This is a genomic window from Stenotrophomonas chelatiphaga, from assembly GCF_001431535.1.
Taxonomy (GTDB): Bacteria; Pseudomonadota; Gammaproteobacteria; order Xanthomonadales; family Xanthomonadaceae; genus Stenotrophomonas; species Stenotrophomonas chelatiphaga.
The window spans coordinates 1-16,649 of record NZ_LDJK01000011.1 but is presented as its reverse complement, the minus strand read 5'-3'; the positions used below and the strand labels follow the sequence as shown (position 1 = coordinate 16,649).

Here is a 16,649-nt window from a genome sequence, read left to right as displayed (position 1 = left end):
GGCGCGCTGCCTTGGCGCGCGTTGCGGCAACGGCTATCGTCCTCGCTGCGAAAAGAACGAAGGGATGCAGATGGTGCGTGTGCGATGGATCATCGGGGTGGCCGTGGCAACGGGGTTGGCGGTGGCAGCGACCTTCCTGCCACGAACGGTCACCGAGGCCGTACCTGCAGGACCGGCACCGACCACGCTGGGCTGGACCGCGCAGCTGCAGCCGCTGGCCGGCGATGGCGTGCCGGGCCTGCGTGATGGGGCCGCAGCACAGGCGCGTTTCTCCGATCCGTACGCCCTGCTTGCGCTGGACGATGGCAGCCTGCTGGTGGCCGACGCCGGGGAAAACAACCGCATCCGCCGCGTGGCCGCCGATGGCCGTGTGTCCACGCTGGCCGGCAGCGCTGAAGGACTGGCCGATGGGCCGGCGCTGCAGGCCCGCTTCCATACGCCTTCCGGGTTGGCGCGCGATGCGGCCGGGGTGGTGTACGTGGCCGACACCGGCAACCATGCGATCCGCCGCATAGGGCTGGACGGCCAGGTCACCACGCTGGCGGGCGGAACCCGCGGCTTCGCCGATGGCCCTGCCGCGCAGGCGCGCTTCGACGGCCCGATGGGCGTGGCGGTGGATGCGCAGGGGCGTGTCTACGTGGCCGATACCTGGAACGACCGCATCCGGGTGATCAGCCCGGATGGCACGGTGCGCACCCTGGCCGGCGGCGGCGAGCCGGCGCACATCGATGGTTTCGCCGGCGTGGCCCGCTTCGATACGCCGGTGGCGCTGGCGTGGGACGGCGACGGCGCGCTGCTGGTGGCGGACTTCCATAACAATGCGATCCGCCGGGTGGGCATGGACGGGCAGGTGGATACGCCGGTGCCGTCTTCCAGCGTGATCAACGGTCCGCTGTCGCTGGCGCGCAGTCATGACGGCGTGCTGTACGTGGGCGACCGCAGCGGGCGCATCGTGCAGGTGTCCGCGCAGGGCCACCAGATCGCCCTGGTTGGCACCGGGCAGGTACCGCGGCTTGCCCGCCCCAGCGGCGTGGCGGTGGCCGCCGATGGCAGCCTGCGCGTGGCCGATGCCGCGGCGTGGCGCCTGCACCGGGTGGTTGCGCTGGATCCGGGCCAGGCACCGGCACCGGCGCTGGTGGGACCGGCCGTGGATGCGCCGCTGCCGCGCACGGAAGGCCGCTGGCCGCTGGCGCCGCAGTTGGGCTGGCACGAGGTGGTGGGCACGCTGGGCGAGGTGCGCGGCAACTTCAAGGGCGAGAGTCGGCACCACCTGCATGATGGGTTCGACGTGCGCGGCGATGTCGGCCAGACCGTGCTGGCGATCGCCGATGGCAAGATCGACAGCCCGTTGTCCAGTTGGACCGTGGGCGGACAGGCCGAAGGCCTGGAGGTCGGGCCGCTGCGTTACCTGCACATGCGGGTGGGCCGCGATCCGCGCGGGGTAGCCTTCGACGAACGCTGGCAGCAGCTGTTCGATGCGGATGGCAAGCTGGAGCGCATCCGCCTGCGCCGCGGAACGCGGATCCAGGCCGGCGACCGGCTGGGCAGCATCAACAGCCAGGCGCACGTGCACCTGAGCGTGGGCAGCAGCGGCTTCCAGCGCAACGCCGCGCTGCTTGGGTTCAACGGTTTCGTGGATACCGTGGCTCCGCGCATCACCGACGTGGCGCTGCTGGATGATGCCGACCAGCCGCTGCGCGCCGATGCCCAAGGGCGCGTGCCGGTATCACGTAGCGGGCGCGGCGTGCAGATCGTGGTGGAGGCCTGGGACCAGGTGGACGGCAACCTGCCGCGGCGCCGGCTGGGGCTGTACCAGGTGGGTTACCAGATACAGGATGCGGCCGGGCAGCCGCTGGCCGGCTACGAGCAGCCGCGCTGGAACATCGTGTTCAACCGCATGCCGCCACAGCAGCAGGCGGTGCGCGTGGCGTATGCGCCGGACAGCGGCATCACCGTGCACGGCAGCGCGGTCACCCGCTTCCGTTACCTGGCGACCAACACCGTGCGCGATGGACTGATGGCGGTGGGGCGCTGGCAGCCCGCCGCCTTGCCCCCGGGGGAGTATGTGATCCGTGCGCACGCGCGCGATCACAGTGGCAATGAAGCCCTGGGCGTGCGCGACCTGCGCGTGCTGCTGGTCGACTGAGCCGCTGCAGGCGGCAGGTGGGGCGGCGCCGGTTCAGGCGCCGACGCGCAGGCGCTCGGCATCCAGGTCTTCCAGGGGCCGCACTTCGATGCTGCCGAAGCGTGCCCAGGGGAAGCCGCGGGCGATGCGCAGGGCGCTGTCATGGTCGGGTGCCTGGATCAGGTTGAACCCGGCCAGCAGTTCGCGGGTTTCAGCGAAGGGACCGTCCAGTACGCGCTCCTGGCCGCTGCGTACCCGCAAGGTGCGGGCCTGTTCGATCGGCTGCAGTTTCTGCGATGCCAGCAGGGTGCCTTCGGCCTGCAGGGCATCGGCATGCTGCAGGCACGCGCGCATCAGCGCATCGAACTCCGCGCCGGGCAGCGCGCCGAGCAGGGCGGGGTCGATATAGATCAGCAGGGCGTACTGCGGCATGGGAGTGTCCGTTGGCGGCAGGTGCCCATGATGGCGCAGCGCGGCGCTGGGCCGTGCTGCGGCGCCGCATCAGGCGGCCCTGCGCGGTGCCTGCCAGTGACCGGATCGCCGGCGATCCCCCGTTTGCAGGAGCTGTCGATTTCCCTGCCCGTGGTTCGTCGACATCATGAAGGCCGGGCAGGACCGGCCGCTTTGGGAGCGCAGACATGAAGGTGATGGTTTTCGTCAAATCCAACGCCAGGATCGAGGCGGGCACCCTGCCCAGCACCGATGACATCATCGCAATGGGCAACTTCAACGAAGCACTGGTGCGGGCCGGGATCCTGCTGGCGGGCGAGGGGCTGCATGCCAGTGCCCGCGGCAAACGCGTGCACTTCGGCGAGGCCACGCCGCCGCAGGTCGAAGCCGGTCCGTTTGCCGATCCCGGATCGCTGGTGGCCGGCTTCTGGCTGTGGCAGGTGCGCTCGCTGGACGAGGCGCTGGAGTGGGCGCAGCGCGCCCCGTTCGCACCGGGCGATGTGCTGGAACTGCGGCCGCTGATGGCCGAAGAAGATTTCGGCGAGGCCTTCACCGCCGAACTGCGCGAGAAGGAACAGCGCCTGCGCGAACAGAGCGCCGCGCGCTGATGGGTCAGAGTCCGGATTCTGCCCCCTCCTTGCTGGACGTTCGTAACCACCTCTGCACGGGAGTACCGAAGATGAAACTGATTCCATTCCTTGGCTTCAAAGGCCAGGCACACGACGCGATGGCGTTCTACGCCCAGGCGCTGGGCGGCAAGGTCACTGCGGAAATGCGCTACCGCGACATGCCCCCGACCGACGGCTCGCCAGGCTGCAATGAGATGCCGCCGGAGACCCTGGACCACGTGGCGCATTCGCAGCTGGAAGTGGGCACGGCGGTGCTGATGGCCGCGGATGGCCCGGGCGAGGACGGCGGGGGAAGCACCACCATCAATGTGGACGTGGACACGCCGGAGGAGGCCGAGCGGGTGTTCGCCGCGCTGGCCGAAGGCGGGGTGGTGCACATGCCGATCGGCGAAACCTTCTGGGCGCATCGCTGGGGCATGCTGCAGGACCGCTATGGCAAGCCGTGGATGGTGAACTGCATGAAGTCGCCCTGAGCATGCAGGAGCGGCTGCACGCACTGTGGCGGATGGAGTCGCCGGGATTGATCGCGCGCCTGGCACGGATGCTGGGCGGTGATGTCGGCCGTGCCGAGGAGCTTGTGCAGGACTGCTGGGTGGCCGCGCTGGAGCGCTGGCCGCTGGAGGGCATGCCGGACAATCCAGGAGCCTGGCTGATGACCGCTGCGCGCAACCGTGCCATCGATGTGCTGCGCCAGCGCCAGCGGATTGCCGGGCAGCATGCGCAATGGGGCGAGGTGCTGCATCCGGCCGCGCCGGCGCCGCCGGACGACAGCGAGGCACTGGGCGATGACATCGGCGATGACCTGCTGCGGTTGGTGTTCGTGGCCTGCCATCCGGTGCTGCCGGCCGATGCACGGGTAGCATTGACCCTGCGCCTGCTGGGCGGGCTGACCACGCAGGAAATCGCCCGTGCGTTCCTGCAGCCCGAGCCGACCATCGCCCAGCGCATCGTGCGTGCCAAGCGTACCTTGGAGCGCAGCAACGTGGCGTTCGAGGTGCCGCGCAGCGCCGAGCTGCCGGCGCGGCTGCAGTCGGTGCTGGAAGTGGTCTACCTGGTGTTCAACGAAGGCTACGCGGCCAGCCATGGCGAAGACTGGATGCGCCCGGCGCTGTGCGAAGAAGCGTTGCGGCTGGGGCGGATACTCGCGGTGCGGTTGCCCGCGCATGCCGCGGTGCACGGGCTGCTGGCCTTGATGGAACTGCAGGCCTCGCGCGGTGCGGCGCGCACCGGGGCAGGCGGGCGTGCGGTGCTGCTGGAGCAGCAGGATCGCGCGCGCTGGGACTGGCTGCAGATCGAGCGCGGACTGGCCGCACTGCAGCGTGCGAAGGAACTGCGCGGCGACGACGACCGTTATGTGCTTCAGGCCGGTATCGCCGCCTGCCATGCACGAGCGCGCGTCGCTACGGACACCGACTGGGCCGCGATCGCGGCGCTGTACGACCGCCTGCTGCGGGTGCAGCCGGGTCCGGTGGTGGCCTTGAACCGGGTGGTGGCGTTGCTGCGCGCGGAGGGTGCGCTGGTGGCCTGGGGACAGTTGCAACCGCTGTTGCTCGAGCCGCGGCTGCAGGCGCACGCGCCGCTGTGGGTGGTGCAGGGGGAGGTACTGGCGCGGCTGGGGCGCACAGCGGATGCGCGCGCTGCGTTCGTGCACGCCGCTGGGTTGAGTGGAAACGCGCGCGAACGCGAGGCGTTGCTGGCGCGGGCGGATGCGTTGCGGGGACGCGATGATTGACGGCCAGCGGCCGTCACTACCGGTGCGCGGGGCAGGAGCTGACGGCCAGCGGCCGTCACTACCGGGGCATGCAGCGGCTACACTCGACGTCTTGTCGCAGTCCCTGCTGGAGAGAGCAATGAAGCGAGTGGTAATGAGCGTGTTGGCCCTGTCGGTGTCCACCGCGGTGATGGCGGCAACGCCGAAGTTCGATGGCGCGCGGATCTCCGCCGACGTCAAGGAACTGGCCTCCGATGCCTACGAAGGCCGTTCCCCGGCCACCGCCGGCGAAGCGAAGACCATCGCCTTCCTGAGCCAGCAGTTCGCTGCCGCCGGCCTGCAGCCCGGGGGTGATGTGCAGGACGGCAAGCGCCTGTGGACCCAGGCCGTGCCGCTGCTGAAGGGCGACATCGTCGGCACCCCGCAGTTGGCGCTGCAGCAGGGCGGCACGTCGCTGCCGCTGGAACAGGGCAAGCAGATCGCGGTGCGCGCGGCGATGAACGGTGCCGACCAGGTCGACATCAGCAAGGCACCGCTGGTGTTCCTCGGCTACGGGGTGAAGGCACCGGAAAAGAACTGGGATGACTTCAAGGGCGTGGACCTGAAGGGCAAGATCGCCGTGGTGCTGATCAACGACCCGGACTTCGAAACCGGCCAGGGCGACTTCGATGGCAAGGGCATGACCTACTACGGTCGCTGGACCTACAAGTACGAAGAAGGCGCACGCCAGGGCGCGCTCGGTGTGCTGATCGTGCACGAGACGGCACCGGCGTCCTATGGCTGGGCCACCGTGGCCGGGTCCAATACCAACACCATGTTCGACGTGGTGCGTGACAGGCCGGCCGACAGCCACCCGCTGCTGGAGGGCTGGATCCAGCGCGACCTGGCCGTGGACCTGTTCCGCTCGGCCGGCCTGGATTTCGAGGCGTTGAAGCGCCAGGCGCAGCAGCGTGATTTCAAGCCGGTGCCGCTGACCGGCGCCAGCCTGGATGCGAAGTACGCAGTGAAGACCGAGGTGATCACCTCGCACAACGTGGCCGCGCGCTTGGAAGGCAGCACGCACGCTGATGAGACGGTGGTGTACAGCGCGCACTGGGACCACATCGGTGTGGGTGAGCCGGATGCGCGCGGTGACCGCATCTTCAACGGCGCGCTGGACAACGCCAGCGGCACGGCGTCGCTGGTGGAACTGGCGCGTGGCTTCGCCAAGGCGCCGAAGCCGCAGCGTTCGCTGCTGTTCCTGGCCGTGACTGCCGAAGAGAAGGGGCTGCTGGGTTCGGAGTACTACGCTACCCATCCGCTGTATCCGCTGGAAAAGACCGTGGCGGTGATCAACATGGATGGCATGGCGCCGTTCAGTCCGTCGCGCGATTTCGGCATCTACGGCACTGCACGCTTCGAGCTGCTGGACCAGCTGAAGGCCGTGGCGCAGCGTTGGGACATCCGCTACACGCCGGATCCGAAGCCGGAGGCGGGCCTGTTCTTCCGCTCCGACCACTTCCCGTTTGCCAAGCGCGGCGTGCCGGCGTTGTCCTGGTCGGCCGGGCAGGATTGGGTGGACGGTGGCATCGCGGCGGGCAAGAAGGCATCGGACGATTACACCGCCAAGCGCTACCACCAGCAGGGCGACGAATGGCAGCCGGACTGGAAATTCGCCGGCGCCGCGCGTGACCTGGAGGTGCTGTACACCTTGGGCAGCGAGCTGGCGAACTCCCGGGCGTGGCCGAACTGGAACGCGGAAGAAGCGTTTCGTGCGGTGCGCGACCAGAGCGCTGCGGAGCGTCGCTGAGGCGGGGCGTGACGACCAACGGTCGTCACCCACCGGGGCTGGGTTGACGGCCAGCGGTCGTCACTGCCGGGGCGGGGTTGGTCGGCGGATTCAGGGCTTTCGTCGCCCGGTGCTTGCGGTGGTGGGCTGGCGCACTATGCTCGGCCCATCCTTTCGTGAAGGCGGTTCCCGTGTTTCCCAGCGTCTCCCTGATCTTCCGACACCTGTTGGCCTGGACGGCGGCGCTGATCGTGGCCGGCATGGTCTGGAGCGGGCTCTTCAGCGGCATGAACGATGGCCCGGGCTGGGTGTTCGGGCTGCTGGCGATGTTCCTGATGCTGTCGGCGCTGGGCAGTGCGATCACCCACGTGCGGCGGGTCTGGCTGGTGGCCGGCAAGCTGGACGGCAGCACGCTGTCCAGCCGCCAGCGGCGGCAGATCGAGCTGCCGATGGACGCCGGCCCGGCGTTCGCGCTGCTGGAATCGGCCATCGCCGAACTGCCGCGGGTGGAGGATATCGAAAGCGCATCGGGCAGCCTGCAGGTGCGTGCCTACGTGCGCCGGGTGGATCCCTGGAATGGCCGCCAGCCTTCGCGCTGGAACCTGCCGGCGCGGCTGGCGATCAAGCGCAACAGCATCCTGGCCACGATCACCCCGGGGCAGGGCACCAGCACGGTGACCCTGTTGTTCGAACCCGATGCCGGCTGGTGGGCCGACCTGCTGGCGCTGGACGAGGGCAGCAACTACGAGAACGCCGAGGCGGTGACGCGTGCCGTCAGCCGCCGCGTGGCCGACCAGCGTCGCGACGAACAGGCCGCCGCCGAACAGACCCACGTGGAAAAGGAGCTGTCGGTCGCACGCTTGAACCTGCTGCACGCGCAGGTCGAACCGCACTTCCTGTACAACACGCTGGCCAATGCGCAGGTGCTGACGCGCACCGATCCCGCACGTGCCGACGTGATGCTGGGCCACCTGATCCAGTACCTGCGCAGCTCGCTGCCGAGCATGGACGAGTCGGTGTCCACGCTGGGCGTGGAGCTGGAGCGCACCCGTGCCTACCTGGAAATCCTGCGCATCCGCATGGGTGCCCGGCTGGGCGTGGAAGTGCAGGTGCCCGATGCACTCCATGGCGTGCGGCTGCCTTCGATGGCGCTGCAGACGCTGGTGGAAAACGCGGTCAAGCATGGCCTGGAACCCAAGCCCGGTGGCGGCACGATCTGGATCATCGCGCGGGCCTTCGATGACCACGTCACCGTGACCGTGGCCGATGACGGCCTGGGCTTCGGCCATGGCACCAGCGGCACCGGCATCGGCCTGAAGAACCTGCGCGAGCGTCTGCGTCTGACCTGCGGTGAGCAGGCCGGCGTAGCGATCGTGGCCAATTTCCCCAGCGGCGTGGCCGCCACCATGACCCTGCCGCAGGCCGCCAAGGAGCCCCGTCATGCCGCTTGATGCGTTGATCGCCGAAGACGAAGAGCTGCTGCGCAGCGCGTTGGTGGAGCAGCTGCGCCGGCTGTGGCCGGAGCTGCGCATCGTGGCCGAGTGCGAGGACGGCGCCAGCGCGCTGGAGCAGCTGGCCGAGAAACAACCGGACATCGCCTTCCTGGACATCCGCATGCCCGGCATCAGCGGCATCCAGGTGGCACGCGCGCTGGGCGAGCTGAGCCCACGCACCCAGGTGGTGTTCGTCACTGCCTACGACCAGTACGCCATCGATGCCTTCGAACAGGGTGCCATGGACTACCTGCTGAAGCCGGTCAGCGACGAGCGCCTGCTGGCCACGCGCGAGCGCCTGCTGGCGCGCCTGCCGGCGGCGCGCAACGACGATGCGGTGCTGGAGCGCCTGCTGCAGCGACTGGGCACCGGGCAACCGCGTGCCGACACCCCGCCGCTGGCCTGGATCACCGCAAGCAATGGACGCGATACCGTGCTGATCATGCTCGAAGACGTGGTGTATTTCCGCGCGGACAACAAGTACACCACGGTGGTGACTGCGGCCGGCGAAAGCCTGTTGCGCACGCCGTTGCGCGAGCTGCTGGAGGCACTGGATGCGCGCCAGTTCCGGCAGGTTCATCGCTCCACCATCGTCAACATGAAGGCCGTGGCGGCGGTCAGCCGCGATGACACCGGACGCGGCGTACTGCGCCTGCGCGACCGGCCTGAAACGCTCTCCGTCAGTCAACCGTTCATGAGCCTGTTCCGCGGCATGTAACACCGCGCCGGGCCAACCAGGAAGGACCGTGCCATGCGTTATCTCACCACCGTGCTCAGCTGCCTGCTGTCGTTGTTCGGTTGCCAGGACAAGGTCACCAGCACCTCGATCACCCGCATCAGCGAACAGGGCATCGACCAGCTGTTCAGCCGCACCTCGGTGCATGCGGAAAGTGCGTCGTTCGAATGCGTGCGCAGTGCCAGCGGGCGCTGCTATTACCAGGTCTTCAAGGAGACCTGCGACGGCCAGCACCACTGCGAACGCGGCCTGCTGCAGGCGTTCGACATCCGTGCCGGCCACACCCAGAAGCGCGCAGGCCTGCCCACCGGCTTCAAGACCTGCGTCAGCAACAGCACCACCGCGCCCTGCCAGTAACCGTGAGGAAGGGACGGAGGGGATCCGTCCCGTTCCTGGTCAGAAGGCGGGCTGCAGGGTGAGGTCGCGGTGACTGCTGGTTTCGCCGACATGGTTGAGGCGGCCGACCAGCTCGCTGTGCTGCCGCATGCGCCCGATCTCGGTCATGATGCGGATGTCTTCGTGGCGCAGTTCGCGCTTTTCGGTGACGGCCTGCTTGTAATCCAGCACTTCCGGATAGTGTTCGGCCATGCCCAGCGCATCGGCCACGCATTCCACGCTGTCGGCACTGGAGGTGATGCGCGCGCGGCTGTTGAAGGCTTTCATCCAGCGTTCGAAGCCGGCCTGCTGGTCGAACATGTTGGCCATGAACCAGATCACGAACAGGATGGAAACCCACGAACCGATGATGATCACCACACGGGTGAAGGTGATATGGAAGTCGTCGCGCCACAGGTAGTTGGCGATCAGCCCCAGGATCAGCAGCGAGGCGGCCTGCCAGCCGACGATGGACGCCATCAGCCATTGGCACTTCGCCTGCGCCAGTACAGCCACCTCGTCGCGGATCTGCTGCTCGCTCATGCCGCGCCAATGGGCCACCTGTTTTTCGAACGGGCTGTGGTACAGCTCGTTGTCGCGCAACAACAATCCTAGACCTTTGAACAAAGCAATCATGGCGGGCTCCCTGTTGGAACGTGCGGCGATGCGTTGGACCGGTGAGGCGGATTCAGTTCTAGCACTTCCAGCGGGCGGCGCAATAAGGGCGGTGCGAAGACCGCGTGTGCGCCCGGGATGAATACGCCGGCGGTGGAATCGTGTGATGCGACGCAGCATCCGCTGGACGCCCTGCGACAAGATGTCGCAGTGTGAATCGTGCTGCGGCCGCACATCCGTGATCGCGGTGATGCAAGTGAGGTGCCCGGTCATCGCCGATGACCCACAATGGGCCGGAAACGCGCAATCTGCGCCAATCCAGAATCCAGGTCCGCCGCATGCCTTCACCGTTGAATCCGCTGACCGCTCCGATCCGGCGCTGGGTGCTGGACGCCTTTCCGCGCGGCCAGAGTGGCATCGACTATGACCACCCGGCCGGCGATCCCGGCTGGTTCGGACCGGACAGCATGACCTGGCGGGTGCATGCGGAACTGCCATCGATGCTGGCCGGCGGGCTGTGTGCGTTGATGCTGCAGCTGCTGCATCCGCGTGCGCTGGCCGGGGTGTATGACCATTCCAACTTCCGCGAGGACCTGGTCGGCCGGCTGCGCCGCACCACCGCCTTCGTGGCCGGCACCACCTATGCGCCTGCGGCCGAGGTGGAAAAGCTGGTGGCGCGGGTGCGGCGCATCCATGCCAGCGTGCGCGGCAGCGTGGATGGGGTGGCCTATGCGGCGGATGATCCGGAGCTGCTGACGTGGGTGCACGTGACCGAGGCCTACGGGTTCCTGCAGGGTTTCCGCCGTTACGGGCGTGCGGTGCCCGGGCCGCTGGCCGACCGTTACTACGATGAATACCGGCGCGTGGCCGAGGCGCTGGGTGCCACCGGCGTGCCACGCAGCGAGGCGGAAGTGGATGCGTGGTTTGCCCGGCAGCAGCCACAGCTGCGGCTGGACGGGCGGGCCCGCGAGGTGCTGCAGGTCCTGCAGTCGGTGCGGCTGCCGGTACCGGTGCCGGGCGTGTCGCGCGACGTGTTCCTGGGCGCGGCGGCGGCACTGCTGCCGCCGTGGGCAGGGGAGATGCTGGAGCAGGGCACGCGGCAACGGCTGCAGGCACGCGCGTCGATGCGGCTGCTGCAGGGCGCAGCGCCGCTGTTCCGGCGTGCGCTGCCGGATGGCCTGGCCAGCCGCGCGTGTGCGCGGATGGGGGTTGGGGTGGGGGTGTTGAAAGCATGGCCGCAGGGCAGTGACGACTGACAGTCGTCACCGACCTGCGCCCGCGTGTTACCAGACCTTGACGCGTTTTTCCGGTGCCAGGTACAGCTTCTGGCCTTCCTTGACCTCGAAGGCCGGGTACCACGCATCGAGGTTGCGCACGGTCAGCGCACGGAACTGGCCGGGTGCGTGCACGTCGGTCAGCAGCGAATTGCGCAGTGCCTGCTCGCGGCTCTTGCTGCGCCACGCCTGCGCAAAGCCGAGGAAGAAGCGCTGGTCCGGCGTGAAGCCTTCCAGCGTCTGGCCGGGCTTGCCCTGCAGCGACAGCTGGTAGGCATCGTAGGCGGTGCCGAGGCCGGCCACGTCGGCGATGTTCTCGCCCAGCGACAGGCGTCCATTGACGTGCACGCCGGGGAACGGCTCGTAGCTGCTGAACTGCGCTGCCAGCGCGTCACCGGCCGCGTTGAACTTCTCCAGGTCCTGCGGCGTCCACCAGTTGTGCAGGCGGCCGGTGTCATCGAACAGGGCGCCGGCGTTGTCGAAGCCGTGGCTGATCTCATGGCCGATCACCGCGCCGATGGCACCGTAGTTCACCGCATCGTCGGCCGCACCGTCGAAGAACGGCGGCTGCAGGATGGCGGCCGGGAACACCAGGCGGTTTTCCAGCGGCACGTTCATCGCATTGATGGTCTGCGGCAGCATCGCCCACTCACCATGGTCCGGCGCCTTGCCCAGCTTGGCCAGGTTGCGCTGGTATTCGAACTGTTCGGCGCGTTGTGCATTGCCCAGCGGGTCGTCGCGCTTGATCTCCAGGCCGCTGTAGTCGCGCCAGCTGTCCGGGTAACCCATGCCGACCTTCAGCCCGGCGACCTTGGCCTTGGCGCTGGCCTTGGTCTGCGGCGACATCCAGTCCAGCGCATCGATGCGCTTGCCGAACGCGGCGATGATGTTCTTCGCCATCTCGTCGGCGCGCTCCTTTGTCCTGGCATCGAAGTGCTTTTCCACGTAACGCTTGCCGATGGCCTCGCCGATGGCATGGTTGGCATCGTCCACCGCGCGCTTCCAGCGATCACTCTGCTGCGGGGTGCCGCTCAGCGTGGTGCCGTGGAAGGCGAAGCGCGCATCGGCGAACTTCTTCGGCAGGTACGGCGCGGCGCGGTCGAGGGCGTGGAAGGTCAGGTAGTCCTTCCAGGCGTCCAGCGGCTCGGTGGCGACCAGCCGCGACAGGCCGGCGACGGCCTTGGGCTGCCAGACGATGAAGTCCTGCTGCTGCGACAGTCCCGAGGCCTCCAGGAAGGCCGCCCAGTCCATGCCGGGTGCCTTGGCGCTGAAGTCGTCGCGCGTCCACGGGTTGGCGCCCTTGGCCACGTCGTTGGTTTCTTCCTGGGTGGCGTGCGCCTTGGCGATCTTGGTTTCAAGCGCGACGATGCGCTGCGCCTTGGCGCCGGCATCGGCAACGCCGGCCAGCGTCAGCACCTGGCCGATGTATTCCTGGTACTGCCTGCGCAGCTCGGCCATGCGGCCATCGCCCAGGTAGAAGTCACGGTCGGGCAGGCCCAGGCCACCCTGCACCAGGTAGGGCGCGGTGCGTGCCGGCTGCAGCAGGTCCACCGATACCCACAGGCCGAACAGGCGGTCGGTATAGAAATTGGTGGCGTTGAGCAGGTCCACGTCGGCGCGCACGTCGGCGCCCAGCGCGCGGGCCAGGGCAGCCTTGTCGGCCAGCGCGTCGATCGCCTGCAGCTGCGGCTGCACCGGTGCCAGCCCACGCTGCTCAATCCCGGCTTCGTCCATGAAGGCGGCGTAGTAATCGCCGATCAGCTTGTCTTCGCCGCTGGCCTGTGCGTTGTTGGCCGCGCCTTCCAGGATGGCGCGGGTGTCGGCCTGGGTCTTTTCGGCGATCACGTTGAAGCTGCCGAAGCGCGAGCGGTCGGCCGGGATTTCGGTGTTCTTGACCCAGCTGCCGTTGGCGAAATCAAAGAAGTTGTCACCGGCGGCGATGCTGCGGTCCATGCCGTCGGCGTCGAAACCGAAGCTGCCCAGCTGCGGCTTGGGCGCCTGCGCGGCTTCTGCCTGCGGGGGGGCCTCGGGCGTGGCCGGGGGAGCATCGCCGCCACAGGCCGCCAGGGAAAGGGACAGGCTGGCGGTGATCGCCAGCAGCAGGGGAGCGCGACGCAACGTAGGCATGGAGTACTCGGGCGACGGGAAACGGTCAGTCTAATCCCTGCCGGCGGGGCTGGTTGCAACGGCAACCGTACCGAAAGCGGGGGTCGCCTGTGCCGGATGTGGCTGAACAGGGGCGGACACTCTTCCTGTCGTCATCGGCGTGATGCATGCTGCACGAGGGGGCCGGGAGGAAGCGCGTTCGACGCGGAACCGCCGGCGAGAAGACAGCACGGTCAAGAAAGTCGATCCGCGGCCGCTTAGGTGTGGATCACAGGAAAACGTTCGCGCATGAGAGCACCTGGCCACCACCGCCGACGTTGCCATCGATGGCCGCACTGAGCCGCATGCTGGTTCGGCCGCAGCGGGCCCTGTTGTGGGGGGGAATGCTGCTGGGCCTGCTGTTCGCCGCCGGGCTGGCGACGATGCTGGCCAGTGACTTCCAGCGCCGCCTTGACGTTGCCCAGCGCCAGAGCCGCACGTTGGCGGTGGGCAGCCAGCGCCTGCTGTGGCTGGAAATGCGCAACCTGGAACGGGCGATGCAGGGCGTCGGCGCGGACGCTGCACAACTGTTCCGCAGCGTGCCCGCACAGGCACCGGACCTGCTGGACCAGAACATCGCCGGCGTGCTGCACCGGCATGCCGAACTGGACAGCATCGTGGTGGTGGACCAGCACGGCCGCGCGCTGACCAGTGGCGTCGGCGACCTGCAGCTGCCGCTGTGGGTGGACGGGCAACGACGTGGCCGCGGCAGTGACCTGTACCTGGGGCCGCCGCAGCGACGCGATGGCCTGAACTGGGTGCTGCCGCTGGCCCTGCAGCTGGAACAGGACCGCTGGCTGCTGGTGCGCCTGCATACCAGTGAACTGCAGCGGATCATCGGCGGGCTGGATATCGGTACGCGTGGGGTGGTGTCGATCAGCGATGTGGAAGGCCACGTGCTGGCGCGATCTCCGATGGACGGCAACGTGGTGGGGCAGCAGTTTCCGTTGGCCCACCGACAGGCGCTGGGCAGTGACGCGGTGCGTTCGCTGGGCGTGGAAACGAGCCCGGTCGACGGGGTCGCGCGCATATCGGCGATGAGCACGCTGCATCAGTATCCGCTTGCGGTGTATGCCGGGCTGGGCCGTCGCGAAGTGCTGGCCGCATGGTGGCCCTACGTGTACGCCTCGGTGGCGATGTTCCTGCTGTACTGCGGGCTGCTGGCCGGCCTGGTGTGGGGCATCGGCCGCGCGGCGCGGCGGCAGCATGTGCTGGCCGAAGAACTGCGCACGGGCCACGCCGAACTGCTGCTGGCCCATCAGGTAGGCCATGTCTGCACCTGGCACGTGGACGAAGACGCCTGCCAGTTGCACTGGTCGCCGCTGGCACGCGAGATTTTCGGCGTTGACGTCGATGCGCTGCCCTTGTCCGAGTTCTTCCACCGTGTGCACCGCGAGGACGGCGTGCGCATGCAGGCGGCCTTCGACCGGGCCTTCGCCGGCGATGCCGTGCTGGACGAGGTGTTCCGCATCGTGCTGCCGGGCGGCGACGTCCGTTGGGTGTCCGCGCGCGGTCGGCGCGTGGTGATCGGTGATCGCCAGCGGCGGATGATCGGTGCGATGACCGACATCAGCGAGCGCTACCTGGCGCGCGAGCGGGCGGACCAGGCCGAGCGCCAGTTCCGCCTGCTGTTCGACCGCAATCCGGCGCCGTTCTGGGTGTTCGACCCGGACACCTTGCAGTTCCTGGAGGTCAACCAGGCCGCGATAAGCCAGTACGGCTACACACGCGAAGAATTCCTGGCGATGAGCATCCTCGATATCCGGCCGCGCGAAGGCTGGGACGAGATCCGCGGGGCGATCGCCGAAGCCCGCGTCGGCGAGTCCCAGGATGCCAAGATCCGGCTGCACCAGCGCAAGGATGGAACGGTGTTCGAGGTGCGTGCGCATCTGTCGCGGCTGGATTTCGACGGCCATCCGGCCTGCCTGGTGCTGGCCGAGGATGTCAGCGAGCGCCTGGCCTACGAGCGCGAACTGGCCTACCACGCCAGCCACCACCCGCAGACCGGCCTGCTCAATACGCGCGCGTTGGCCGAGGCGCTGGACGAATGTGCCGGCAGCTACACGGTGGCGTTCATCCAGCTGCGGGGCCTGCGGCTGATCTCCGATGCGCTGGGCAGCGACATCGGTGATGCCGTGCTGCAGGCGATGGCCACGCGCCTGGGGGGACTGGGCGCGCGGTTCGGCTGGCTGGCGTTCCAGCCGGCGGAAGATTTCGTGTTCGCCTTCAGCGATGCGCACGATGCGAAGAACGCTTTGGATGCACTGGTGCAGATCGTGTCCGAGCCGGTGCGCGGGCAGGATTCGCTGCACCAGTTCGAGCCGAGCATCGGCGTGGCCGTGCACGCGCCCGGCGACGGGCTGCTGGCCGCGCAGGTGATCGGCATGGCGGCGCAGGCGGCGCACAGTGCGCGTGCCGAAGGCGATGTACTGGCGCGCTTCGACCCCAGCGTCAACGCACGCCTGGCCGAGCGGTTGCGCCTGGCCGGCCGAATCCACAACGCCATCGATGCCGAATTCGAGCTGTATTTCCAGCCGATCTGCCATGCCAGCGATGGCACGCCGGCCGCGCTCGAGGCGCTGCTGCGCTGGCCGCAGGCCGATGGCAGCTTCATCCCGCCGGGCGATTTCATCCAGCTGTGCGAAGACACCGGCCTGATCCTGGCGCTGGGGCGCTGGGTGATCCGCGCGGCCGCGCAGGCCCAGCGGCAACTGGTGGATGCAGGCTGGGCCGACCTGCCGATCGCGGTGAACGTGTCTGCAGTGCAGTTCTTCAACAGCGACCTGGTCGGCGAGTTCGGCCGCGCGATGGAGGAGTTCGGACTGGCACGCGGTGCGTTGCAGGTCGAGCTCACCGAAAGCAGCCTGATGCGCAAGCCGGCCCAGGCGATGCAGACCATGCAGCGCCTGCACGAACAGGGCATCTGCGTGTCGCTGGACGACTTCGGCACGGGGTTCTCCAGCATGTCCTACCTGCAGCATCTGCCGCTGGACATCCTGAAGATCGACCGCAGCTTCGTGGCCGATGTGGAGATCAACCCGCGCAACGCTTCGATCTGCCGGGCGCTGCTGTCGCTGGGTCACAGCATGGGCCTGACCATCATCGCCGAAGGCGTGGAGACGCCGGGACAGCTGCAGTGGCTGGCCGCGCATGGCTGCGACCAGGTGCAGGGCTACCTGCTGGGCCGGCCGGCCCCGTTGAAGACGGTGATCGAGCAGTTGGACGCGGTGGAAGTGGTGCTGTAGCGCCGGCAGTCTTCAGCGCGCGCCCCGCGTGCTCGACCTGTCTCTCTACCCATCTCCCAGGCCACGAGACGGCCTCCTACGTC

Annotated in this window: 13 protein-coding genes; 10 read left to right on the top strand and 3 right to left on the bottom strand. The window is 68.4% G+C overall.

All coding sequences use genetic code 11. The annotated features are described in order from the left end of the window. Nucleotides 1-70 precede the first annotated feature (70 nt). Nucleotides 71-2,146, top strand: a complete 2,076-nt coding sequence (locus ABB28_RS03870; protein WP_057507400.1) for an SMP-30/gluconolactonase/LRE family protein — start codon at nt 71-73, stop codon at nt 2,144-2,146. Between the two features lie 33 nt (nt 2,147-2,179). Here ABB28_RS03870 and ABB28_RS03865 read toward each other — a convergent pair whose 3' ends face one another. Then, nucleotides 2,180-2,557 carry a YciI family protein gene (locus ABB28_RS03865; protein WP_057507367.1) on the bottom strand — a complete coding sequence of 126 codons (378 nt, stop codon included), beginning with the start codon at nt 2,555-2,557 and terminating at the stop codon, nt 2,180-2,182. Between the two features lie 206 nt (nt 2,558-2,763). On the opposite strand from ABB28_RS03865, the gene ABB28_RS03860 reads away from it, so the two are divergent. From ABB28_RS03860 to ABB28_RS03830, 7 genes are all read left to right on the top strand, one after another. Beyond that, nucleotides 2,764-3,183 (top strand): YciI family protein, encoded by a 420-nt coding sequence (locus ABB28_RS03860; RefSeq protein ID WP_057507366.1) that lies wholly within the window; start codon nt 2,764-2,766, stop codon nt 3,181-3,183. Between the two features lie 71 nt (nt 3,184-3,254). After that, on the top strand, nt 3,255-3,677 hold the full coding sequence (locus ABB28_RS03855; protein WP_057507365.1) for a VOC family protein: 423 nt from the start codon (nt 3,255-3,257) through the stop codon (nt 3,675-3,677). Nucleotides 3,678-3,679: 2 nt separating this feature from the next. Continuing rightward, nucleotides 3,680-4,936: an RNA polymerase sigma factor gene (locus tag ABB28_RS03850; protein ID WP_425479518.1), complete on the top strand. Its 1,257-nt coding sequence runs from the start codon at nt 3,680-3,682 to the stop codon at nt 4,934-4,936. Between the two features lie 118 nt (nt 4,937-5,054). Further along, on the top strand, nt 5,055-6,704 hold the full coding sequence (locus ABB28_RS03845) for a M28 family metallopeptidase (RefSeq protein WP_057507364.1): 1,650 nt from the start codon (nt 5,055-5,057) through the stop codon (nt 6,702-6,704). A gap of 170 nt (nt 6,705-6,874) precedes the next feature. Continuing rightward, entirely contained in the window at nt 6,875-8,134 is a 1,260-nt protein-coding gene (locus ABB28_RS03840; RefSeq protein ID WP_057507363.1) for a sensor histidine kinase, read from the top strand. Beyond that, nucleotides 8,124-8,894, top strand: a complete 771-nt coding sequence (locus tag ABB28_RS03835; RefSeq protein ID WP_057507362.1) for a LytR/AlgR family response regulator transcription factor — start codon at nt 8,124-8,126, stop codon at nt 8,892-8,894. The genes ABB28_RS03840 and ABB28_RS03835 overlap by 11 nt, the downstream gene beginning before the upstream one ends. Before the next feature lie 33 nt (nt 8,895-8,927). Then, entirely contained in the window at nt 8,928-9,269 is a 342-nt protein-coding gene (locus tag ABB28_RS03830) for a hypothetical protein (RefSeq protein ID WP_057507361.1), read from the top strand. 39 nt (nt 9,270-9,308) lie between these two features. Here the strand turns inward: ABB28_RS03830 and ABB28_RS03825 are convergent, their stop codons facing one another. Next, nucleotides 9,309-9,923: a hypothetical protein gene (locus ABB28_RS03825; protein WP_057507360.1), complete on the bottom strand. Its 615-nt coding sequence runs from the start codon at nt 9,921-9,923 to the stop codon at nt 9,309-9,311. A 317-nt stretch (nt 9,924-10,240) separates the two neighbouring features. Here ABB28_RS03825 and ABB28_RS03820 point away from each other — a divergent pair, with 317 nt between their 5' ends. Continuing rightward, the gene (locus ABB28_RS03820; RefSeq protein ID WP_057507398.1) at nt 10,241-11,158 is read left to right on the top strand and encodes an oxygenase MpaB family protein; all 918 of its coding nucleotides are present in this window, start codon (nt 10,241-10,243) and stop codon (nt 11,156-11,158) included. 27 nt (nt 11,159-11,185) lie between these two features. On the opposite strand, the gene ABB28_RS03815 is transcribed toward ABB28_RS03820, so the two are convergent. Continuing rightward, a complete protein-coding gene (locus ABB28_RS03815) occupies nt 11,186-13,303 on the bottom strand; it encodes a M13 family metallopeptidase (protein ID WP_057507359.1) in 2,118 nt (705 codons plus the stop codon). 305 nt (nt 13,304-13,608) lie between these two features. On the opposite strand from ABB28_RS03815, the gene ABB28_RS03810 reads away from it, so the two are divergent. Further along, nucleotides 13,609-16,566 carry a bifunctional diguanylate cyclase/phosphodiesterase gene (locus tag ABB28_RS03810; protein WP_083491911.1) on the top strand — a complete coding sequence of 986 codons (2,958 nt, stop codon included), beginning with the start codon at nt 13,609-13,611 and terminating at the stop codon, nt 16,564-16,566. Nucleotides 16,567-16,649: the final 83 nt, after the last annotated feature.